At 46.2% G+C, this 20943-nt stretch carries 25 protein-coding genes; all 25 read left to right on the top strand.

From position 1 onward, the window contains the following. The first annotated feature begins 7 nt into the window (after positions 1–7). Positions 8–2104 carry a type I DNA topoisomerase gene (gene topA, locus KNO96_RS03535; protein WP_214702247.1) on the top strand — a complete coding sequence of 699 codons (2097 nt, stop codon included), beginning with the start codon at positions 8–10 and terminating at the stop codon, positions 2102–2104. Beyond that, positions 2104–3414, top strand: a complete 1311-nt coding sequence (gene trmFO, locus KNO96_RS03530; RefSeq protein WP_214702246.1) for an FADH(2)-oxidizing methylenetetrahydrofolate--tRNA-(uracil(54)-C(5))-methyltransferase TrmFO — start codon at positions 2104–2106, stop codon at positions 3412–3414. The genes topA and trmFO overlap by 1 nt, the downstream gene beginning before the upstream one ends. A gap of 184 nt (positions 3415–3598) precedes the next feature. Then, the gene (locus tag KNO96_RS03525) at positions 3599–4480 is read left to right on the top strand and encodes a tyrosine recombinase XerC (protein WP_026826258.1); all 882 of its coding nucleotides are present in this window, start codon (positions 3599–3601) and stop codon (positions 4478–4480) included. An 11-nt stretch (positions 4481–4491) separates the two neighbouring features. Next, positions 4492–5040: an ATP-dependent protease subunit HslV gene (gene hslV / locus KNO96_RS03520; RefSeq protein ID WP_026826257.1), complete on the top strand. Its 549-nt coding sequence runs from the start codon at positions 4492–4494 to the stop codon at positions 5038–5040. Next, positions 5037–6407, top strand: a complete 1371-nt coding sequence (gene hslU / locus KNO96_RS03515; protein ID WP_214702245.1) for an ATP-dependent protease ATPase subunit HslU — start codon at positions 5037–5039, stop codon at positions 6405–6407. Before hslV ends, hslU begins: the two co-directional genes overlap by 4 nt. A 36-nt stretch (positions 6408–6443) precedes the next feature. Beyond that, on the top strand, positions 6444–7223 hold the full coding sequence (gene codY / locus KNO96_RS03510) for a GTP-sensing pleiotropic transcriptional regulator CodY (protein ID WP_026826255.1): 780 nt from the start codon (positions 6444–6446) through the stop codon (positions 7221–7223). A 272-nt stretch (positions 7224–7495) separates the two neighbouring features. Further along, positions 7496–7864, top strand: a complete 369-nt coding sequence (gene flgB, locus KNO96_RS03505; protein ID WP_214702244.1) for a flagellar basal body rod protein FlgB — start codon at positions 7496–7498, stop codon at positions 7862–7864. 3 nt (positions 7865–7867) lie between these two features. Further along, the gene (gene flgC / locus KNO96_RS03500) at positions 7868–8296 is read left to right on the top strand and encodes a flagellar basal body rod protein FlgC (protein WP_026826253.1); all 429 of its coding nucleotides are present in this window, start codon (positions 7868–7870) and stop codon (positions 8294–8296) included. Positions 8297–8309: 13 nt separating this feature from the next. Next, positions 8310–8591, top strand: coding sequence for a flagellar hook-basal body complex protein FliE (fliE, locus tag KNO96_RS03495; RefSeq protein WP_026826252.1), 282 nt, complete (start codon positions 8310–8312; stop codon positions 8589–8591). Between the two features lie 22 nt (positions 8592–8613). After that, positions 8614–10185, top strand: a complete 1572-nt coding sequence (gene fliF / locus KNO96_RS03490) for a flagellar basal-body MS-ring/collar protein FliF (RefSeq protein WP_214702243.1) — start codon at positions 8614–8616, stop codon at positions 10183–10185. 5 nt (positions 10186–10190) lie between these two features. Then, positions 10191–11198: a flagellar motor switch protein FliG gene (gene fliG, locus KNO96_RS03485; protein WP_026826250.1), complete on the top strand. Its 1008-nt coding sequence runs from the start codon at positions 10191–10193 to the stop codon at positions 11196–11198. Further along, positions 11182–11907, top strand: coding sequence for a FliH/SctL family protein (locus tag KNO96_RS03480; RefSeq protein ID WP_214702242.1), 726 nt, complete (start codon positions 11182–11184; stop codon positions 11905–11907). The genes fliG and KNO96_RS03480 overlap by 17 nt, the downstream gene beginning before the upstream one ends. Then, positions 11894–13213 (top strand): flagellar protein export ATPase FliI, encoded by a 1320-nt coding sequence (fliI, locus tag KNO96_RS03475; protein ID WP_026826248.1) that lies wholly within the window; start codon positions 11894–11896, stop codon positions 13211–13213. Before KNO96_RS03480 ends, fliI begins: the two co-directional genes overlap by 14 nt. Continuing rightward, the gene (locus KNO96_RS03470) at positions 13210–13644 is read left to right on the top strand and encodes a flagellar FliJ family protein (RefSeq protein ID WP_214702241.1); all 435 of its coding nucleotides are present in this window, start codon (positions 13210–13212) and stop codon (positions 13642–13644) included. The genes fliI and KNO96_RS03470 overlap by 4 nt, the downstream gene beginning before the upstream one ends. A 1-nt stretch (position 13645) precedes the next feature. Continuing rightward, positions 13646–14212 carry a MotE family protein gene (locus tag KNO96_RS03465; RefSeq protein ID WP_026826246.1) on the top strand — a complete coding sequence of 189 codons (567 nt, stop codon included), beginning with the start codon at positions 13646–13648 and terminating at the stop codon, positions 14210–14212. 22 nt (positions 14213–14234) lie between these two features. Then, positions 14235–15320: a flagellar hook-length control protein FliK gene (locus KNO96_RS03460; RefSeq protein ID WP_214702240.1), complete on the top strand. Its 1086-nt coding sequence runs from the start codon at positions 14235–14237 to the stop codon at positions 15318–15320. Beyond that, positions 15292–15720 (top strand): flagellar hook capping FlgD N-terminal domain-containing protein, encoded by a 429-nt coding sequence (locus tag KNO96_RS03455; RefSeq protein ID WP_026826244.1) that lies wholly within the window; start codon positions 15292–15294, stop codon positions 15718–15720. The genes KNO96_RS03460 and KNO96_RS03455 overlap by 29 nt, the downstream gene beginning before the upstream one ends. Before the next feature lie 17 nt (positions 15721–15737). Further along, positions 15738–16628, top strand: coding sequence for a flagellar basal body rod protein FlgG (flgG, locus tag KNO96_RS03450; protein WP_026826243.1), 891 nt, complete (start codon positions 15738–15740; stop codon positions 16626–16628). Further along, positions 16628–16846: a flagellar FlbD family protein gene (locus KNO96_RS03445; protein WP_026826242.1), complete on the top strand. Its 219-nt coding sequence runs from the start codon at positions 16628–16630 to the stop codon at positions 16844–16846. Before flgG ends, KNO96_RS03445 begins: the two co-directional genes overlap by 1 nt. Continuing rightward, positions 16839–17291 carry a flagellar basal body-associated FliL family protein gene (locus KNO96_RS03440; protein ID WP_026826241.1) on the top strand — a complete coding sequence of 151 codons (453 nt, stop codon included), beginning with the start codon at positions 16839–16841 and terminating at the stop codon, positions 17289–17291. Before KNO96_RS03445 ends, KNO96_RS03440 begins: the two co-directional genes overlap by 8 nt. Before the next feature lie 9 nt (positions 17292–17300). Beyond that, complete coding sequence (fliM, locus tag KNO96_RS03435; protein WP_026826240.1) at positions 17301–18290, top strand: flagellar motor switch protein FliM; 990 nt, start codon at positions 17301–17303, stop codon at positions 18288–18290. Next, the gene (gene fliY / locus KNO96_RS03430) at positions 18287–19402 is read left to right on the top strand and encodes a flagellar motor switch phosphatase FliY (protein WP_026826239.1); all 1116 of its coding nucleotides are present in this window, start codon (positions 18287–18289) and stop codon (positions 19400–19402) included. Before fliM ends, fliY begins: the two co-directional genes overlap by 4 nt. 13 nt (positions 19403–19415) lie before the next feature. Then, positions 19416–19781, top strand: coding sequence for a response regulator (locus tag KNO96_RS03425; RefSeq protein WP_026826238.1), 366 nt, complete (start codon positions 19416–19418; stop codon positions 19779–19781). Beyond that, positions 19778–20272, top strand: a complete 495-nt coding sequence (locus tag KNO96_RS03420; RefSeq protein ID WP_026826237.1) for a flagellar biosynthetic protein FliO — start codon at positions 19778–19780, stop codon at positions 20270–20272. The genes KNO96_RS03425 and KNO96_RS03420 overlap by 4 nt, the downstream gene beginning before the upstream one ends. Continuing rightward, positions 20269–20934, top strand: coding sequence for a flagellar type III secretion system pore protein FliP (gene fliP / locus KNO96_RS03415; RefSeq protein ID WP_026826236.1), 666 nt, complete (start codon positions 20269–20271; stop codon positions 20932–20934). Before KNO96_RS03420 ends, fliP begins: the two co-directional genes overlap by 4 nt. Positions 20935–20943 lie beyond the last annotated feature (9 nt).

Raw genomic sequence — 20943 nt, 5'->3', positions numbered from 1 at the left:
CAGATGTATGGCAAAATATTTGGTGATCGTCGAATCACCTGCGAAAGCAAAAACTATTAAACGTTATTTAGGTCCGAATTATATGGTCAAAGCTTCGATGGGACACGTCATCGATTTACCGAAAAGTCAACTCGGTGTAGACGTGGAACACGACTTTGAACCGAAGTATATTACCATCCGTGGTAAAGGGCCGGTATTGAAAGAATTGAAGACGGCGGCTAAAAAAGCCACGAAAATCTTTCTCGCGGCCGACCCCGATAGAGAAGGGGAAGCGATTGCCTGGCATTTGGCTCGCGCGCTCGGTGTCGATGAGACGACTGAATGTCGCGTCGTCTTTAACGAGATCACAAAAGATGCGATTAAAGAATCGTTTAAACACCCACGTAAAATTAATCATGACCTCGTCGATGCGCAGCAAGCCCGGCGTATTCTAGACCGTCTCGTCGGTTATGGGATGAGTCCTTTATTATGGAAGAAAGTAAAAAAAGGACTATCTGCTGGACGAGTCCAATCGGTTGCTGTAAAGATGATCATCGACCGTGAACGCGAAATCAATGCGTTCGACCCGGAAGAGTATTGGACAATCAAGCTTGATTTGAATCATGATGGGGAAATGTTCGAGACTTCATTTTACGGAAAAGATGGGAAGAAGATGGAATTGAAGTCGGAAGAGGACGCTCAATCAGTTCTTGATACCATCGATGACACGTTTAAAGTCATTGACGTAACGAAGAAAGAACGAAAGCGAAACGCTTCGCTACCGTTTACGACGAGTTCGTTGCAACAGGATGCGGCGCGTAAATTGAATTTCCGTGCGAAGAAAACAATGATGCTCGCCCAACAATTATATGAAGGAATCGATCTTGGTAAGAAAGAGGGCACGGTCGGTCTGATCACGTACATGCGTACAGATTCGACACGGATCTCTGATTTGGCGAAGACAGAGGCAAAAGAATACATTGAATCGACATTCGGCGAGGAATATGTAGCTCTGCAGAAACAAAAGGAAAAGAAAGCAGCAAACGCACAAGATGCCCACGAAGCCATTCGTCCGACTTCAGCGCTACGTGACCCAGCTTCCTTGAAGCCTTATCTGTCACGCGACCAGTTGAGACTATATAAATTGATTTGGGAGCGTTTAATTGCAAGCCAAATGGCACCAGCAGTATTAGACACAGTTAAAATCGATGTCGAGTCGAACGGCATGATTTTCCGTGCCAATGGATCGACCGTTAAATTCCCAGGTTTCATGAAAGTGTATATTGAATCGAAAGATGATGATATCGTGGATACGAATCAAGAGAAGGAAGGACTACTACCTCCTCTTGAAGTGGAGGATACGGTTAGTTTCGAAACGATCAAACCGAAGCAACACTTCACGCAACCACCACCACGTTATACAGAGGCGCGCCTCGTTCGGGCGATGGAAGAACTCGGTATCGGTCGACCGTCGACTTATGCACCGACACTCGACACGATTCAACGACGAGGTTACGTCGTTTTAGAAGAGAAGAAGTTTGTTCCGACTGAACTTGGAGAACTCGTGATTGAAATGATTGATGAGTATTTCAATGACTTTATTACTGTTCAGTTCACGGCCGATATGGAGACACTCCTTGACTCAATCGAGCATAAGGAAGTCGAGTGGACCGAGGTCGTCGCACCGATTTATCGATCATTCGAGAAGCGCTTGAAGCGTGCCGAAGAAGAAATTGAAAAAATCGAAGTGAAAGATGAGCCTGCGGGAATCGACTGTGAAGTCTGTGGTTCGCCGATGGTCATCAAAATGGGACGATACGGTAAATTTATGGCTTGTTCGAATTTCCCGAACTGCACTAACACGAAACCGGTACAAGTCGAAATCGGGGTTCCTTGTCCAAATTGTAAGGATGGGCAAATCGTGGAACGACGCAGTAAAAAAGGTCGTCTTTTCTATGGGTGCTCGAATTATCCGGAATGTGAGTTCGTTTCATGGGACAAACCGGTTGCGAAACCGTGTCCAGTGTGCGACAGCTTGATGGTCGAGAAGAAAATTAAAGACGGTCTGAAATATCAATGTACGAACTGTACCCATACCGAGGTACATCAGCAAGAGGAGGATTAATGTTGCAACAACGTGTAACTGTAATCGGGGCTGGGTTGGCCGGTTCCGAAGCGGCATGGCAACTCGCCAAACGCGGCATTCAAGTCGATTTGTATGAAATGAGACCGGTACGCCAAACACCGGCTCACCACACAGATCAATTCGCAGAGCTCGTTTGTTCGAACTCGCTTCGTGCGAACGGTCTTCAAAACGCGGTCGGTGTCTTGAAAGAAGAGATGCGGACGCTTGATTCGCTCATCTTGAAAGCGGCAGACACGGCAAGCGTGCCAGCTGGTGGCGCCCTCGCTGTCGATCGTCATGAGTTTGCCGGATTCATCACCGAGAAACTAAAAAATCATGAGAACGTCACAGTGCATACTGAAGAGTTAAAAGAAATTCCAGAAGGCATTGTCATTGTAGCGACAGGCCCATTGACGTCTCCTGATCTTTCTGCGTCACTCAAAGCGTTTACAGGTGAAGATTATCTCTACTTCTATGATGCGGCTGCCCCAATTTTAGATGGCGATACAATCGATCGCGAAAAAGTATATTTGAAGTCGCGTTACGACAAAGGTGAAGCTGCTTACTTGAACTGTCCGATGACAGAAGAAGAGTTTGATGTGTTTTATGAAGAACTGGTCAAAGCGGAAGTCGTCCCGCTCAAAGAGTTCGAAAAAGAAATTTACTTCGAAGGATGTATGCCGTTTGAAGTCATGGCGGAGCGTGGGAAGAAGACACTTCTATTCGGACCGATGAAGCCGGTCGGATTAGAAGATCCGAAGACGGGCAAACGTCCGTATGCGGTCGTGCAACTTCGCCAAGACAACTCAGCAGGGACGCTTTATAATTTAGTTGGCTTCCAGACGCATCTGAAGTGGGGCGAACAAAAGCGAATCATTCGACTGATCCCTGGGCTTGAAAATGCAGATATCGTCCGTTACGGTGTCATGCACCGAAATACATTCATCAATTCACCGAGCCTGCTCAAGCCGACGTATCAGGCACGCACGCGTGATACACTCTTCTTTGCCGGTCAGATGACGGGTGTTGAAGGATACGTAGAATCAGCGGCATCTGGACTTTTAGCTGGAATTAATGCAGCGAAGATGATTGCGGGTGAAGAACTTGTCGTTTTACCAAGAGAGACGATGCTTGGTTCGATGGCGCATTATATCACCACAGCTGACGGGAAACACTTCCAACCGATGAATGCGAATTTCGGATTAGTCCCTTCACTCGAAGACACTCCAAAGAAAATGAAAAAGCAAGAACGGTACGAACGTTATGCCAATCGAGCTTTAGATACGATTCAACAATTTAAAGACCTTTGAAAAAGAGAGCCAATTTTTGGCTCTTTTGTTTTGAAGTAAAATTTCAATTGTGTATTTTGTTTCATACTTTGAAAATTTTCAGATTATTGAACGACTATCTATTGTCACCGTACATTCTGTATGCTATGCTAATTTCGATTTGACGAGAACATGCGTTTTTACGTGTCATCGAGGAGGCGATAAAATGGGATTCTTAGAGGATCGACAATCATTTTTACGCTATTGCCAAATTGAACGTCGACTGTCTCCTCATACGAAACGCTCTTACGAGCAAACGCTCGAACAGTACGCCGCATATTGCCAATCAGCGCATCAAGACCCTTATGATGCACAGACGGCGCGGCGTTATTTATATGTCCTTTACGAGAAACAGTTGGCCGCGTCCACGGTGTCCCAAAAAGTGTCTTGCCTCAAGCAATTCGGGAAGTATATGGCAAGGGAGTATGGGGGAGAACCGCTGTTTCACGATCTCACTTCACCGAAAAAAAGACAGTCATTACCGACCTTCGCTGTCCCGACTGAAGTCGAGCTACTGCTAGAGGCTGCGTTAAAGCAGGACGATCCGTTTTTAAAAGCGAGAGACGTAGCCATTCTCGAAGTTCTATATGGGACGGGGATTCGTGTTGCTGAGCTTTGTGGGATGAACCTCTCGTCCTTTGATGAAGTATTGTCATTCGTACACGTGTTAGGAAAAGGGAAAAAAGAACGGTATGTCCCGGTCGGACAATATGCTGTAGAAGCGTTACGACATTACATCGAAATACGCGTAGAAGTCGTTCCTCCTTCGGAAAATGCATTATTTTTGAGTCAAAGAGGGAATCGAATGACAACAGACCAAATTCGGTATGTTATGAAGCGTTTGAGAAAAGAGAGTGGGGTACATAAGCCGCTCACCCCGCATTCGTTGCGTCATAGTTTCGCAACGGACTTGTTAGAGCGTGGAGCGGACTTGCGCGCTGTGCAAGAGTTGCTCGGACATGAGTCACTGTCAACGACCGGGCGCTATACCCACGTATCGACTGAACGACTACGTTCGATTTATCAAGCGACACATCCAAGAAAGTAGGAGGTTACGATATGTTTCATGCAACGACGATTTTTGCAGTTCGACACAATGGCCAATGTGCGATGAGTGGAGATGGCCAAGTTACGTTTGGGAATGCCGTCATCATGAAAACCAAGGCGAAGAAAGTGAGACGCCTGTACGGCGGGAAAGTCGTTGCCGGTTTTGCAGGTAGCGTAGCCGATGCTTTCACATTGTTTGAGAAGTTTGAATCGAAACTTGAAATGTATAACGGTAACTTGCCGCGTGCCGCGGTCGAACTTGCGAAAGAATGGCGCGGAGATAAAATGTTACGTCAGCTTGAAGCGTTATTGATTGTCATGGACGCCGAACATCTATTATTAGTCTCTGGGAATGGAGAAGTCATCGAGCCGGATGATGGGATCCTCGCGATCGGGTCAGGCGGAAATTATGCGCTCGCGGCAGGTCGCGCGCTCGTCCGTCATTCTCCTGACAAATCCGCAGAAGAAATTGCGCGAGCCGCTCTTGAAATTGCTGGTGAGCTTTGTGTGTATACAAATGATCAAGTCATTGTAGAAACGATCGGAGGCGCTGCTGAATGAATCGAGAGTTGACACCTAGACAAATCGTATCGGAATTAGACCGCTTCGTAATCGGTCAAAAGAATGCCAAACGGGCCGTAGCGATTGCATTACGCAATCGTTATCGCCGTCAAAAGTTAAGTTCAGACCTTCGAGATGAAGTCACCCCTAAAAATATCTTGATGATCGGGCCGACAGGGGTCGGGAAAACTGAGATTGCCCGCCGTTTAGCTAAACTAGTCGGAGCACCGTTCGTCAAAGTAGAAGCGACAAAATTTACAGAAGTCGGCTACGTCGGCCGGGATGTCGAATCGATGGTGCGTGACCTTGTGGAGGCATCTGTACGTCTCGTCAAAGAAGAGAAGAAAGAAGATGTAAAAGAACCTGCTGAACGTGCGGCGACTGAACGATTGTTAGATGCCCTTCAAGGGAAAGCGAAAGCTGCACCGAGCTCATCAAACCCGTTTGAAGCATTGTTCGGCGGTCAGACACAACAACCTGAGTCATCGAATGACACGACTAAAACAGACCGGGCCCAACTCCGTCGTCTGCTCGAGCTCGGTGAACTTGAAGATCGGGTCATTGAAGTCGAACTTGAAGAAAAACAGACTGTCGACTTGTTCCAAGGGCAAGGAATGGAAGGCTTGTCTAATCTACAGGATATGCTTGGACAAATCGTTCCGAAGAAGCGGAAGCAACGTAAGCTGACAGTTCGCGAGGCACGCCCCCTTGTCGTAGCAGAAGAAGCAGAAAACCTTCTTGATTTGAACGAAGTCCACGATGAAGCGGTACAGCGAAGCGAGCAAATGGGGATCATCTTCGTTGATGAAATCGATAAAATCGCAACAAAGTCACAAGATCACGCCGGTGTTTCTCGAGAAGGTGTACAGCGAGATATTCTTCCGATCGTCGAAGGATCTACGGTCGTCACGAAGTACGGACCGGTCAAAACGGACCATGTGCTCTTCATCGCAGCCGGTGCTTTCCATATGGCGAAGCCATCTGACTTGATTCCAGAATTACAAGGTCGTTTCCCGATTCGCGTCGAATTGAACAGTTTGACAGAGGAAGACTTCGTCAAAATTTTGACTGAGCCATCACAAGCGCTGATTAAACAATATACAGCATTGTTAGAATCTGAAGAAATCACGGTCGAGTTTACACATGAAGCGATTGAAGAAATAGCAAAAATTGCGACACATGTCAACCGCGAGACCGATGATATCGGAGCACGCCGTCTATATACAATCATGGAGCGTGTCTTGGAAGATTTATCATTTGAAGCTGCGGATATGCCACAAACGAGCGTGGAAATCACACCAGCTTACGTACAAGAAAAAGTAGGCTCAATCGCAGATGATCGAGACTTGAGTCAATATATTTTATAAGATTCTGTATGCACATACAGGGAGGAAATAGACATTATGAATTTACTAGACAAAACTCGCCAATTAAACACGATGCTTCAACAAGAAGCAAGTGCGCACGTTGATTTTAAAGAGATGGCGGACAAAATGCGTGAAGTACTTGAATCAAACACGTTTATCGTGAGCCGTCGTGGACGTTTACTCGGCTTTGCAATCAAACAACAAATTGAAAATGAACGCATGAAGGCATTCTTGGTGGACCGACAGTTCCCAGAACCTTATGCCTCAAACTTGTTCAATGTCAAGGAAACGACAGCGAACATCGATATCGACAGCGAATATACGGCATTCCCTGTCGAGAACCATGATCTCTTCCTAAACTCGATGACGACGATTGTTCCGATCATCGGCGGTGGTGAGCGTCTAGGTACACTCGTCTTAGGGCGCTTGGCGAATGAATTCACAGAAGACGACCTCGTCCTCGCTGAATACTCAGCGACAGTAGTTGGAATGGAAATCCTTCGGGAAAAAGCTGCGGAAGCAGAGACATCAGCCCGTAAGAAGGCTGTCGTTCAAATGGCGATCAATTCATTATCGTATTCAGAACTTGAAGCAATCGAGCATATCTTTGAGGAGCTCGGTGGTAACGAAGGACTGCTAGTTGCTTCCAAAATTGCCGACCGAGTGGGAATCACACGCTCAGTAATCGTAAACGCACTTCGAAAATTGGAAAGTGCGGGGGTTATTGAGTCACGTTCTTTAGGAATGAAAGGAACGTATATTAAAATATTAAATGACAACTTCTTGTTTGAATTACAAAAACTAAAATCAAACTAGAACGCAACTTTTGATGTATAATTAACATTGCAAACCCTTAAAAAAGGGACTTTATTCCTAAAAAACCGCTTTCTCTTGGCAGAGGGCGGTTTTTTTTAGTGCAAAAGTAATTTTTTTCAGAATTTGTCGGCAATTCGACAAAAATACATTAAGCCATTTACCTATGTTTTAAAAAATATCTTTCAGAACTGTTACAGATTTGTTTCAATGAAATAGTGGAATTTCCAAATCAGGTATATTCAGTAGTTATCACACGAAAGCGAGTGAACGCCGTGAATTGGATTGGTAGTGACTATCAATTACTCAAGCAAGCCGTTAATCATGCAGTTCTCAATCAGAAGGTTATCAGTCATAACCTTTCAAACATTGACACACCAAATTTTAAAGCGAAACAAGCGATATTTGAGCAGACACTTCAAAGTGAGATGCGTCTCAAACTACAAGGTGGTCGACCGAGTGACTCGACTCAATCAAAAGTAGTCGATCGAGCAGGTGGAGCGATGAGAAGTGATGGCAACAATGTCGACTTAGATTATGAAATGAGTGAACTGGCACGAAACCAACTCCAGTACGAGGCGACGATGGAGCAATTAAATCGCAGGCTCGGAGGATTAAAATCAGTTATTCGGGGAGGGCGTTAATCGATGGGAATGTTTGATAGTTTTCATATTTCAGCATCAGCGTTAACGTCTCAACGTTTACGAATGGATACCGTCTCAGCCAACATTGCCAATGCCCAAACGACACGAGGGAAACTCGTAGATGGCGAGTGGCAACCTTATACGAGAAAGATGACTGTGTTGCAGGAAGCACCTTTCCGAAAACAAATGGATGCTGTTAATGGTGGGGTGCAAGTGTCTCAAATTATCGAAGACGATGCACCTTTCAAGTTGGCCTACAATCCGAGCCATCCCGATGCGGACGAGCGTGGGTACGTACAAATGCCAAACGTTGATTTGTTAAAAGAGATGGTCGACCTAATGGGTGCAACTCGCTCTTACGAAGCGAACATTGCTGCAATGAACGCATCGAAGGCGATGCTCGTCAAAGCGATGGAGATTGGAAAAGGATAAGGAGTGATCAGGGATGCAAATTAATCCGATTCAATTGATGAGCCCGGAAGTCATGCCATCAATGAACAAAACGAACCCATCTCAGTTTGGGTCGTATTTGAATGAAGCGATGAACGCGCTGAATGAGACACAACAAGCGACAAGTGAGGCCCGTAAAGATTTGGCCGTCGGAAAAGCTGACCTTCATCAAGTGATGATCCAAAGCGAAGAGTCGTCGATTGCGATGCAACTTGCCATCGAGGTGAGGAACAAGGCTGTTGAAGCCTATCAAGAAATGATGCGAATGCAAGTTTAATTGTAGAGGATGACAAGTTGCGATGAATGAACAATTAAAAGAACGATTCAAATCCATGACCGACTCATTGAAGGCGATTTCAACGAAGCAAAAACTCGTATGGGGCATCTCGATTGCGGTCATTCTAATCGCGGCCTTCGTACTCACATTCTTCCTTTCGAGACCAAACATGTCACCTCTCTATACGAACTTGTCTGCACAAGAAGCAGGTGAAGTGACGGAGAAGTTGACGGCGGACGGAGTGAAGTCAGAAATCAAGGCGACTTCGAACGGTGTGAGCGTATATGTACCAAATGAAATGGTCGATCAGTTAAAAGTGAGCCTTGCCGCGGCCGGGATTCCAAAATCCGGATCGATTGACTATAGCTTCTTCAGTGAAAACGCAGGTTTTGGAACGACAGACCGTGAAATGGCTGTCATCGAACGAAGTGCAATGCAGACGGAGTTAGAGCGTCTCATCACTCAAATTGAAGGTATCAATCAAGCGAAAGTCATCATCTCCCTTCCTGAAAAGTCTGTCTTTTTAGCAGAAGATCAAGGCGAACCGACAGCTTCAATTGTATTAAACGTCGGTGCAGGAACGAGCTTGGAACCGAATACAGTGAAAGGCCTCTATCATTTAATCAGTAAGAGTGTTCCTAACTTAAAACCTGAAAATATTTCAATTATGGATCAATACTTTACGTATTATGATCTCGATCAAACGGTAGTTGCAGGGGGCTCTTCATCTGACCCATTGGCACTAAAACGTCAAGTCGAAAAAGATGTCCGTCAACAAATCCAACAGATGTTATCTGTCTTACTAGGTGAACGGAGCGTACTCGTTTCTGTCACAGCTGATATCGATACGACACAGACAGCCGAAGAACAGAATTTAGTGACGCCAGTTGATGAAAAAAATATGGAAGGTATTGTGACTTCAGCTGAACGAATCGCAGAAGCTTACACAGGCGCAACTGGGACGGCGACAGAAGCAACTGGGACTGGTGAAAATGACACAATCAACTTCCCGGCAGCTACAGGGGACGGAACGGAAGAAAGTGAAAAGAATCATGAAATCATCAATTATGAAGTGAATCGCATCACCAAACAGATTCAAAATGCACCGTATACGATTCGCGACCTAGGTGTGCAACTCATTGTTGAGCCGCCAGATGGTGCAACGAGTATCGATCCACAACTCGAAGGTGATCTCGAAACGATGATGTATTCCATCATTCGAACTTCATTAGCGAAGACGGATGTGGCCATCACAGATGCCGAACTCGAACAGAAGGTCGTCGTTGTGTCGAGACCGTTCGCCGAAGTAGAAGAAATCGCGGCAACGGAACTACCTACACCATGGTGGATGTATGCGACAGCAGCCGGAGCGGTCATTCTTATTGCGCTCATCTTCTTCGCGATGCGTAGACGCAAGCAAGAAGTCGTGGAAGAGACGAACGAATGGGAAGTCCCATATGAAGATGAAGTTCCAGACCTGGACCTCGAGGAGCGAGGTGAAGGGGCAGTGAAGAAGAAACAGTTAGAAAAATTAGCTGAAAGTAATCCAGAAGAGTTTGCTAAACTGCTTCGTACTTGGATGTCTGAGGAGTGAGTAACGTGAATTATGCAAAACAATCGAATCGCGAAAAAGCAGCGATGCTCATGATTTCCCTGGGACCGGAAGTGGCGGCGAACGTCTATAAGCATCTTTCTGAAGAAGAGATGGAACAACTGACGCTTCAAATTTCAGCGTTAAAAAAAGTGTCCCCGGAAGAAAAAGATAGCATTCTCGGTGAGTTCCATGAGCTCGCCATGGCACAAAGCTACATCACTCAAGGTGGGATCGGATTTGCGAAAACGGTCCTTGAGAAGGCCGTTGGTGAAGATAAAGCGATGGCATTGATTCATCGTCTAACATCGACCTTACAAGTACGACCGTTCGAGTTTGCACGAAAAGCAGACCCGAAACAGTTACTGAACTTTATACAAAATGAACATCCACAGACGATTGCATTGATATTAGCCCATTTAGAACCGGTCAAGTCAGGCCAGATATTATCGGAGCTACCGCCTGAGATTCAATCGGAAGTAGCAAAACGGATTGCGACGATGGATCGACTCAATCCTGACGTTATTCATGAAGTGGAACAAATTCTTGAAAAGAACCTCTCGCAAACGGATATGCAAGATTATGCCCAGTCGGGTGGTATTGAGGCGGTTGTCGAAGTGTTGAATGGTGTCGACCGGACGACGGAACGCACGATTCTCGATGCGCTCGAAATCGAAGACCCAGAGCTCGCAGAAGAAATCAAGAAACGCATGTTCGTATTCGAAGATATCGTCACACTCGACTCTCGTGCGATTCAACGAATCATCCGTGAAGTGGCGAACGATGATTTGTTGTTAGCACTCAAAGTGTCTTCAGAAGAAGTAAAACAAATCATCTTCAAAAACATGTCACAACGGATGGTCGAAACGTTCAAAGAAGACATGGAATTCATGGGGCCAGTGCGATTGCGTGACGTGGAAGAGGCGCAGAGCCGCATCGTCGGAATCATTCGCCGCCTAGAGGATGTCGGCGAGATTGTAATCAGCCGAGGTGGAGGAGATGACATCGTTGTCTAATGTAATCAAACGTCAACGTGCAATGTCGAACATTCCGCAACGGATTGAATCCAAACGATTAGAAACACCCGTTATTGAACCGACCGATCACATCGACCATCATCAAGTCATCGAGTCGCGCTACGAGAAGCTGAAACAGGATGAAGAAGCATTTCAACAGTTTCAACTGACAGAAGTAGAGCAATTAGAACGTTTGAAACAACAAGCGTTTGAAGAAGCCCGTTCAGAAGGGTATCAAGCTGGTCTTCTTCAAGGGAGACAGGATGGACTGGCGGAGTTTGAAGACATCACGACGCGTTTAAATTCCGTTTCGACCGAGCTCGAACTCTTGTTTGAAGAAAAATGGAAGCAAGCGGAAGAACAGCTGATTGAATTGGCCGTTTCAGTCAGTGCTCATGTGACAACGGATCTTGTTCGAAAAGATGAAGAGTTGTTTGCGACGATGATTCGTGAACAGATGTCACACCTAATTGACGCCGAAGCACTCACAATCTTTGTACATCCGACCCGACTCGCATCGATTCAGCAATTCGAATCGATGTGGCGGACAGACGAGACACCGCCTCTTAAGTATCGTGGAGATGGATCGCTTGACGAAACAGCTATTCGAATTGAATCGCCACATCGAGGAAATGAAGTCGATTTATCGTACAGCTTCGAACGCATCCAAGCCAAAATCGAGGAGGTTTTAGCGGATGGCGCTTATTGAACAGGTCATCGAATCAATCAAGCAGTCCGCAGATGGCGAGTATACGCGTAAAATCGGTAGAGTCTGTCGGGTCGTCGGATTGATGATTGAATCAAATGGACCGAGCGCGTTTGTCGGGGAACGATGTTTGATTGTCCTTCCTTCAAATGAAACGGTTGAAGCAGAAGTAGTTGGCTTCAATGAAGAGCGTGTTCTTCTCATGCCATACGGTGAAACTATCCAAATCGCACCGGGTTGTCTTGTAAAAGGGACAGGGAAGATGCTTCAAGTTCCTGTAGGCGCAGAACTGATCGGACAAGTACTCGACGGTTTAGGACGTCCCTTATCCGGTGAGCAACTCGTGACCGGAAAACGTTACGACGTTCAACGCAAACCGCCGAACCCACTGAATCGACCGAGGATTTTAGAAGCTCTATCGACCGGTGTCCGCATGATTGATGGTCTTTTGACCGTCGGAAAAGGTCAACGTGTCGGATTATTTGCCGGGTCTGGCGTAGGAAAGTCGACGTTGCTCGGGATGATTGCCAAACGTTCTTCTGCTGACATTAATGTCATTGCACTCATTGGAGAACGTGGGCGAGAAGTAAAAGAGTTCATCGAAAAAGAGCTTGGACCGGAAGGAATGGCTCGATCCGTCGTGATTGTAGCGACGAGTGATCAGCCACCGCTTGTCCGCTTGAAGGGTGCATACACGGCTACCGCGATTGCAGAGTATTTCCGCGACCAAGGAAAAGAAGTGGTTCTCATGATGGACTCGGTGACACGTTTTGCGATGGCGCAGCGTGAAATTGGACTCGCAACCGGTGAACCACCGACATCTAAAGGGTATACACCGTCTGTATTCGCCATGTTGCCACAACTGCTAGAACGGAGTGGTACCGCAGCCAGCGGATCAATCACGGCGTTTTATACGGTGCTTGTCGATGGGGATGATATGAACGAACCGATCGCTGATGCGGTGCGAGGGATATTAGATGGACACTTTGTCATGGACCGTTCGCTTGCGAACCGTGGACAGTTTCCTGCGATCCATGTCTTAAAGTCGATTAGCCGGGTCATGAATCAAATCGCGTCTCCTGTACATCGGGAAGCGGCTCAAACATTCCGTAGCTGGTTGGCAACTTATATCGATGCAGAAGATTTGATTAATATCGGTGCATATAAAAAAGGGACCAATCCGGCAATCGATACGGCAATTGAGAAGTATCCATTCTTATTGACGTTCTTGAAGCAATCGATTGAGGAAGACGCCGCATTTGAACAGACGATGGGCCACTTGTCACATATCGCGCGAGGTGAATCATGAATAGACTCATATTAGAACGAATCATGCCTATAGCTGAACATGAGAAAGAAGATGCTGCCTTAGAAGTAAGGGGGTTGAAATCGAAACTCGAAACGGAGATGGAGAAGTTATATGATCTCCTCTTAATGTATGAAACATTGATTAAACATCAAGATGAACAATCTGGAAGAATCGATCTCCTCATGTCGCAATATCGTGAAAAAACACGAGAACAAGTGAAACGTCAAATCGAGACGCAACAGCTCGTCGTTCAACAAGCGCGCAATCACTATCATGTATCGCAAGAGCGATTGCTCGGCAAAGTGGTGGAAGAAAAGAAATATGTGACACTGCATGAAAAAGCCAGCCTGCATGAGATGACAGTGGCAAAACTTACAGAGCAACAAATGATGGACGAACTTGCTGTGATTCATCATGGGAAAGGGAAGTAGCATGGCAAAAGAGAACAATAAACGAGGCAAGCAAATGATTGTGGCGTTGGTCCTCATCCCAGCGATTTTCATTTTAGTTGGCGGAATCGTCGTCATGAACTATGCGATGGACCGTCCACTGTTATCTGTTCCCTTACTAGAAGTAAAGAATGACGAAAAGACGGGGGAAACTAAAACGTCTGAGACTCAAGTCAATGTAACGGGAATCGATTCAGAAACAACGAATCGCTTGAAAGCGGCGAACAGTGAGATTGAAAAATTACGGAATGAGAATGTTGAATTGACGAACGAAGTAAAAGCGAGACAAGAAGAAATTACCGATTTGATTCGCGAACGAGATCGTCTCACCTCTGAGCTTGAAGCAGCGACTAAAGAAGATGAAACCTCATCCGATGTTGCCAGTGTCTATGAAGAAATGTCTGCCAAACAGGCTGCAGCAATCATGGGCGAGCTAGAGAGCCCGCAGGTAGCTGACCTGTTAAAGGAATTATCTCCTAAACAGCAGGCGGATATTTTAGGGCGTATGAACGCACAGCAAGCTGCGGTTGTGACGCAGCTTCTCCAATGAACATGAAAAGGGAGGGCCAACATTGAATATCGCTTTATTGACACAAGCCATTCAAGGATCAACGGCTCGAGCCGGAGTTGCGGAAGGTGAGTCGCAGAGCGCAGGCGGCTTTCTAGACCTCCTGTCGGCGATGCTCGGTTCGACGCAAGGCTCTGGAGAGCAAACAGCACTTCCTCATCTTGAAGAAGGCGCGCTTCCTGAAGCAGCGGTCGACCTTGAAAAGATGGCTAAGGAACTCGAGTCATGGTTTCAAAAACCTGACACGTTGGATTGGCTTAAGTCATTACCGCAAGATGCGTATCGTACGTTTATGGATGCGTATGTAGGATTACTCGGGCAATTGTCCAATTCCTCACAAGAAGCTGAGACGCTCTCAACTTCGGTTTTACCGGTGATTACGCAGGCTAGCTCATCAATCAATGTAATGAACCAAAAAGAAGCAGCTGGTCAAACGCCACATGTTCCAGTCACTCAACCTGTTCCGAATCAAGAACTTGCAAAGCATGTTCAAACGATTCAGCGGATCATCACGCAACATAAAGGTCCAGGCGAGGGCACAATGAAAGAAGTTCCCGTAATGACGAATGTTGAAACCGTAAAAATAGCAAAACCTGCACTTCAGTCAAGTAATGTCGACTGGATGCCGAAAGGAATGAACTGGTCGAGACCACAAATTGATGTGGATACCGTCATGTATGCTTCAAAAGGGTCAATTCCTGAAAACTTACAAGCTCGGATTGAAGCGGCTCTTCAAAAGGCACCGTTCAAAAGTGGGGCGGATGGTTCAAAAGTGTTCACCGTGAGGCTATATCCGGAGCAACTTGGAGAACTTGTCGTCAAGTTGGAACGGAAGAACGGGGAGCTTGTCGTCAAAATGTTTGCCAGTAGCCAAGAGGCGAAGCAACTGATTCAGTCGCAAGTCCAACAGTTGCAGCAAACATTGGCACCTCATTCTCAAAACGTTCGGGTTGAGGTCAACTTGACACAACAAGCTCTTGATTCGAAGTCGGGCACGTCAGAAGGTTCTGAGCAACCGGACCAGGAACAACCTAACGAACAGCCGAAAGGAGGATCTGAAGATGACGAGCATCCAGCCGAAGACGAATGATTATACATTGCCAGACCAGTCGCTTCCAAAAGCGACGAATCAATACGACAAGGACATGTTCATGAAATTGTTACTCGCTCAAATCGCGAACCAGGACCCGATGTCGCCGATGGAAGACCGTGAATTCATCGCACAGATGGCGCAATTCTCTTCACTCGAACAGATGCAAACGATCTCGAAACAACTTGACTCTGTCCTCGTTGACCGCCATATGTCATCGATTTCTGAATACAGTAGCATGATTGGTAAAACAATCGACTTCACATCAGAAACGAGCGAAGAGACGACAAAAGGGTCAGGTCGCGTTGTCTCAATCTCTCGAAATGATTTAACAGGGTATATGGCCGATCTTGAAGACGGCACGTCAGTCAGCGTATACGATATCACTTCCATCAAATAAGCGTAGGGGGAAATATAATGTTAAGAGCAATGTACTCAGGAATCAGTGGATTGAAGAACTTTCAATCAAAGCTAGACGTCGTCGGGAACAACATCGCCAACGTCAACACGTTCGGATATAAAAAAGGTCGCGTCACGTTCAAAGACCTCGTCAGTCAGCAAGTTGGTAGTGCATCGGGTGGTAACGGAACGACTGCAGGGGGGATTAACCCGAAAGAAATCGGACTAGGTGGTACGATGGCAACGGTCGATAACGTGTACAACCAAGGGGCCATGCAAAATACAGGGCGTGCCCTTGATGTTGGAATTTCAGGTGAAGGTTTTTATGTAACACGAACTGAAAATGGATTCCAATATACTCGTGCAGGTAACTTTTATACTGACAATGATGGAAACCTTGTCACTGGGGACGGGACGTTCTTACTAGCTTCTCGTACAGCGACACCACCAGCTGGAACTCCACCACTTAATTCTGTTGAAACCGCAATTGCACCATACGATCCAACGGTAACTCCTGGTCCAGCAGATGGATATGGCCGTATTCAGATTCCTCCAACTGCCAAAGCGATTTCGGTTGCAAAAGACGGTAAAGTCAGCTTTGTAGATGATGCAGGTAAATTACAAGTTGCGGGTTATATTGTCACAGCAAACTTTGCGAACAATGCAGGTCTTTCAAAGACTGGGGCAAACAACTTTTCTGAATCACAAAACTCAGGTGTACCGCAGATTGGAGTCCCGGGGGCAGAAGGTAGAGGAACACTCGTCTCCGGTGCACTTGAAATGTCAAACGTTGACCTCTCTGAAGAGTTCACGGAAATGATTGTGGCACAACGTGGTTTCCAGGCGAATACACGTATTATTACAACTTCAGACGAGATTCTTCAAGAGCTCGTTAACTTGAAACGCTGATGATTCGCGTCACGGCATTTCGAGGTGAGGAGTTCGTGCTCAACGCCCTGCTCATCGAAACGGTGAAAGCAGAGCCCGACACGATTATCCAATTGTTTAATGGCAAAACGTATCTCGTGAAAGAAACGAAAGACCAAATCATTGAACGAACCGAAGTCTTTTACCGCTCAATTGGTTTAGTCGGAACGATGTTCACAAGAGGTGAAGAAGATGAGTGAAGAAGAAAAGAAAAAAGGTGGCGGCCTGAAGGTCGTGATTATCTTGCTAGTCGTCCTGCTCGTCATGGGCGGAGCCGGGTTCATGACCTACAAATACGTCTTCGGTGATAACGTCACTGCTAAAACGAAACCGGTCACGGCTGAAGAGTTGGCGGAACGTAGTTTCATGACAGATGATATGACGACAAACATTCAAGACGAGCGTTTCATCAACGTTCAATTTACGATTGTCACTGATGCAGCTGAAACAAAAGAGAATTTAGAACTGCGCAAGTTCCAAGTTCATAACGTTATTCTTGGCGATTTGGCTGGCATGACCAAAGCACAGTTGACGACGAAAGAAGATATGCAAAAGTTCGAACAAACATTACGAGAACAACTTAACGGACTGCTTGAAGAAGGTGAAGTCCAACGCGTCTATATGACGAAGAAAATTATTCAGTGAGGTGGCATCATGGGAGAAGTACTGTCTCAACAAGAAATTGATGCCTTACTATCTGCTCTAAGCAGTGGGGATGTCGAAGCGGATTCCTTTCTCGCACAAGAGGAAGAGAAAAAAGTTCGACAATACGACTTCAAGCGAGCCGTTCGATTTTCTAAAGATCAAATTCGTAGTTTAACTCGGATTCACGAGCACTTCACTCGCATGTTAACGACATTTTTCTCGGCCCAGCTTCGCACATATGTTCAATTTTCGGTCAACTCGGTCGAACAATTACCGTACGATGAATTCATTCATTCTATTCCGAGTATGACGATGATCAACTTGATTGAAGCGCCACCGCTCAACGGTCGGTTCATCATCGAGGTCAACCCGAACATTTCGTATGCGATGTTAGACCGCTTACTTGGTGGCCCGGGTGTCGAGGTGGATAAAATCGAATCGTTCACTGAAATCGAGATGCGGATTTTGACGCAATTGTACAAGCGTGCCTTTTCAAGTTATGGGGATGCATGGGAATCGATTGCAGAGATTAAAGCAGAAATGTCTGCTGTTGAAGTGAATCCGCAGTTCTTGCAACTCGTTTCACCAAACGAGACGGTCGTGTTGATCTCGATTGGAGTGACGATTGGGGAAGTGAGTGGGACAATCAACGTCTGTCTCCCATTCGTGACAATCGAACCTGTTTTATCCAAACTCTCGAGTCATTATTGGATGCAGGAAGCGAATCGTCGGAATGCGAGCGAATCGAGTAAAGAACCGCTCAAAGCCCAGTTGATGAACTCGGCGGTCGAGGTTGTCTCTTTACTCGGTGAGACGACAATTACGTTTGGAGATTTACTGCATCTAGAAGTTGGAGATTGTTTGGCACTTGATCAATTAGCGAAAGAACCTCTATCCGTCATGGTGGGAGAAAATAAAGTATTTAAAGGGCAAGTCGGTGTGAGCGGGAAGCGAATGGCTGTGCAAGTGCTTCACCGTGTGAAGGAGGAAGAGCAATGAGTGAGATGCTGTCACAAGATGAAATTGACGCGTTATTACGTGGAACAAGCGACAATACGCCGACGCCGGAAGTCGAAGTGAAAGAAGAACATTTAGATTCGATGGAGAGCGACGCACTTGGGGAAATTGGTAACATTTCGTTCGGCAACTCGGCAACGGCCTTGTCGACACTACTACAACAAAAAGTTGAAATCACGACACCGATTGTCAGTGAAGTGACAATTGATGCCTTGCGTGAGCGTTACCCAACTCCTCACGTGGCCTTACGTGTTGGTTACACAGAAGGAATTAAAGGGGAGAACGTCCTCGTGTTGACTCGCGAAGATGCGGCCATCATTTCTGATCTTATGCTAGGTGGAACGGGTGAGAATGTAGATCCTGATAGTCTCGATGAGATTCGTTTATCGGCTGTTCAAGAAGCGATGAACCAGATGATGGGTGCGGCAGCAACGTCACTGTCGACGGTATTTTCGAAAAAAATCGACATTTCCCCACCACTTGTTGAAGTATTTGATGCAACGAAGAATCAGACCATTATCGATCGGCTTGAACTTTGGGAAACAATGGTACTCATTGAATTCAATCTCAAAGTGGGCACATTGATTGACTCTAAAATCGTCCAGATTGCACCAATTCAGTTTGGAAAGCAATTGGTCGATGAGTTGATGAAAGCAACCGGGGAAGTAAAACAATCGGTAAAAGAGCAACCGAAAGTGGAAGCACCAAAACCGCAACCGCAAGCACAATCACAATCTGTTGCCCCGCAACCGGATAAGCAAAAGCCCATGCCTGAAGTGGCAGTGAGTCAGGCAGAATTTATGCCGCTCCAATCATCGGCCTCACAAGATGCAGCCCCGGCGAACCTTGGTCTATTGTATGACGTTCCGTTGAACGTGACAGTAGAGTTAGGAAGAACGAAAAAATCCGTTCGGGAAGTGCTTGAGTTATCGCAAGGCTCCATCATCGAACTCGACAAGCTAGCAGGTGAACCGGTCGATATTTATGTCAATCAACAACGAATCGCTAGAGGAGAAGTTGTGGTCATTGAAGAAAACTTTGGGGTACGGGTAACAGAAATTATTCAACCGCATGAGCGGATCGGAATCGTCTAAGGAGGAAATTAGAATGAGTGCAAAAGTATTAGTAGTGGATGACGCAGCGTTCATGCGCATGATGATCAAAGATATTTTGACAAAGAACGGATATGACGTAGTAGGTGAGGCGGAGAACGGAGCGGACGCAATTGCGAAATACCGTGAACTCACACCGGATCTCGTCACACTCGATATTACGATGCCTGAGATGGACGGTTTGGCAGCCTTGAAAGAAATTCGCAGTTTTGACTCAAACGCTAAAATTATTATGTGTTCGGCGATGGGGCAACAAGCGATGGTCATTGATGCGATTCAAGCCGGTGCGAAAGATTTCATCGTCAAGCCGTTCAACGCAGAACGCGTCATCGAAGCAGTTTCTAAAACGGTCGCACAATGAAGCAATGGTGGTTGATTATTCTTCTCGTGGTCGGGCTCTTTGTTCCGGCCACGGTTGAGGCCGCCACCGTAGACCAACAATTCGAGCAACAACAGACAGATGAAGTGGAAAGTAAAGTTCCAACGACAGCGTCAACGATTGGCAATGGCGTGAAAGTCGTGTTAAGTCTCGTTGTCGTGGTCGGTGGTTTCATCGTCTTGATGCGTTGGCTCAGTTCAAAAACACAAGGCGTGAAAGCGACTCAACATATGAAACATCTCGGAGGTGTCCCTCTCGGAAAAGATCGCTCTGTCCAGCTCGTGAAGCTCGGGGACCAAGTGTACGTCCTTGGTGTAGGTGACTCGATTCAACTGATCGATCGACTCGATGCGGAAGCGGTGGATGACGAGCAAACAGAATCTTTGTCACTCCGAACGTCAAATTCGAATGCATTTTTAGACACCTTTAAGAAACAACTTGCTCAGCTAGAAGAAGTGAGGAAGAAATCATGACAACGTTTGAGCAATTAATCAATTTAGAAACACCGGACAGTACCTCGACATCCATCAAGTTATTGATTTTGTTGACGTTACTGACGCTTGCACCATCCTTTTTAATCTTGATGACCTGTTTCACCCGGGTCGTGGTCGTCCTGTCATTCATTCGACCAGCGCTCGGTACACAGCAAACCCCGCCAAACCAATTGATTGTCGGATTGGCATTGTTTATCACACTGTTCGTCATGTCGCCGGTTCTCTCTGACTTAAACGAGAACGCTTTGAAGCCTTACCTCGATGACAAGATCTCACAAGATGAGGCGTTCGATGAGGCGAGTGGGACGATGAAGGCATTCATGTCGAAATATACGAGACAAGAGGATTTGCAATTGTTTTTGAAGTATGGGAATTACGACCAGCCTGAAACACTTGATGATGTACCGCTTCTCGCTTTGGTACCTGCTTACGCGATCAGTGAGTTGAAGACCGCATTCCAAATCGGCTTCATGATCTTCTTACCGTTTTTAATCATTGACATGGTCGTCGCAAGTGTCCTCATGTCGATGGGGATGATGATGCTTCCACCGGTTATGATCGCACTACCGTTTAAATTATTACTGTTTGTATTGGTCGATGGTTGGCACTTGATTGTGGAATCATTGCTTAGAAGTATGTAGGGGGAACGG

Source organism: Exiguobacterium sp. s89 (genome assembly GCF_018617735.1).
Taxonomy (GTDB): Bacteria; Bacillota; Bacilli; order Exiguobacteriales; family Exiguobacteriaceae; genus Exiguobacterium; species Exiguobacterium marinum.
Note: the sequence above shows the minus strand (reverse complement) of the source record. Positions and strands in the feature narration are given on the sequence as shown.

Excerpts from the sequence above, each read along its gene's own strand:
- fliP (WP_026826236.1), top strand. The coding sequence starts at position 20,269 with ATGACAACGTTTGAGCAATTAATCAATTTAGAAACACCGGACAGTACC.
- topA (WP_214702247.1), top strand. The coding sequence starts at position 8 with ATGGCAAAATATTTGGTGATCGTCGAATCACCTGCGAAAGCAAAAACT.
- codY (WP_026826255.1), top strand. The coding sequence starts at position 6,444 with ATGAATTTACTAGACAAAACTCGCCAATTAAACACGATGCTTCAACAA.
- KNO96_RS03445 (WP_026826242.1), top strand. The coding sequence starts at position 16,628 with ATGATTCGCGTCACGGCATTTCGAGGTGAGGAGTTCGTGCTCAACGCC.
- KNO96_RS03420 (WP_026826237.1), top strand. The coding sequence starts at position 19,778 with ATGAAGCAATGGTGGTTGATTATTCTTCTCGTGGTCGGGCTCTTTGTT.
- KNO96_RS03480 (WP_214702242.1), top strand. The coding sequence starts at position 11,182 with ATGACATCGTTGTCTAATGTAATCAAACGTCAACGTGCAATGTCGAAC.
- fliF (WP_214702243.1), top strand. The coding sequence starts at position 8,614 with ATGAATGAACAATTAAAAGAACGATTCAAATCCATGACCGACTCATTG.
- fliM (WP_026826240.1), top strand. The coding sequence starts at position 17,301 with ATGGGAGAAGTACTGTCTCAACAAGAAATTGATGCCTTACTATCTGCT.
- KNO96_RS03470 (WP_214702241.1), top strand. The coding sequence starts at position 13,210 with ATGAATAGACTCATATTAGAACGAATCATGCCTATAGCTGAACATGAG.
- KNO96_RS03425 (WP_026826238.1), top strand. The coding sequence starts at position 19,416 with ATGAGTGCAAAAGTATTAGTAGTGGATGACGCAGCGTTCATGCGCATG.
- hslU (WP_214702245.1), top strand. The coding sequence starts at position 5,037 with ATGAATCGAGAGTTGACACCTAGACAAATCGTATCGGAATTAGACCGC.
- fliY (WP_026826239.1), top strand. The coding sequence starts at position 18,287 with ATGAGTGAGATGCTGTCACAAGATGAAATTGACGCGTTATTACGTGGA.
- KNO96_RS03465 (WP_026826246.1), top strand. The coding sequence starts at position 13,646 with ATGGCAAAAGAGAACAATAAACGAGGCAAGCAAATGATTGTGGCGTTG.
- flgC (WP_026826253.1), top strand. The coding sequence starts at position 7,868 with ATGGGAATGTTTGATAGTTTTCATATTTCAGCATCAGCGTTAACGTCT.
- KNO96_RS03525 (WP_026826258.1), top strand. The coding sequence starts at position 3,599 with ATGGGATTCTTAGAGGATCGACAATCATTTTTACGCTATTGCCAAATT.
- hslV (WP_026826257.1), top strand. The coding sequence starts at position 4,492 with ATGTTTCATGCAACGACGATTTTTGCAGTTCGACACAATGGCCAATGT.
- fliI (WP_026826248.1), top strand. The coding sequence starts at position 11,894 with ATGGCGCTTATTGAACAGGTCATCGAATCAATCAAGCAGTCCGCAGAT.
- flgG (WP_026826243.1), top strand. The coding sequence starts at position 15,738 with ATGTTAAGAGCAATGTACTCAGGAATCAGTGGATTGAAGAACTTTCAA.
- KNO96_RS03455 (WP_026826244.1), top strand. The coding sequence starts at position 15,292 with ATGACGAGCATCCAGCCGAAGACGAATGATTATACATTGCCAGACCAG.
- KNO96_RS03440 (WP_026826241.1), top strand. The coding sequence starts at position 16,839 with ATGAGTGAAGAAGAAAAGAAAAAAGGTGGCGGCCTGAAGGTCGTGATT.
- trmFO (WP_214702246.1), top strand. The coding sequence starts at position 2,104 with ATGTTGCAACAACGTGTAACTGTAATCGGGGCTGGGTTGGCCGGTTCC.
- fliE (WP_026826252.1), top strand. The coding sequence starts at position 8,310 with ATGCAAATTAATCCGATTCAATTGATGAGCCCGGAAGTCATGCCATCA.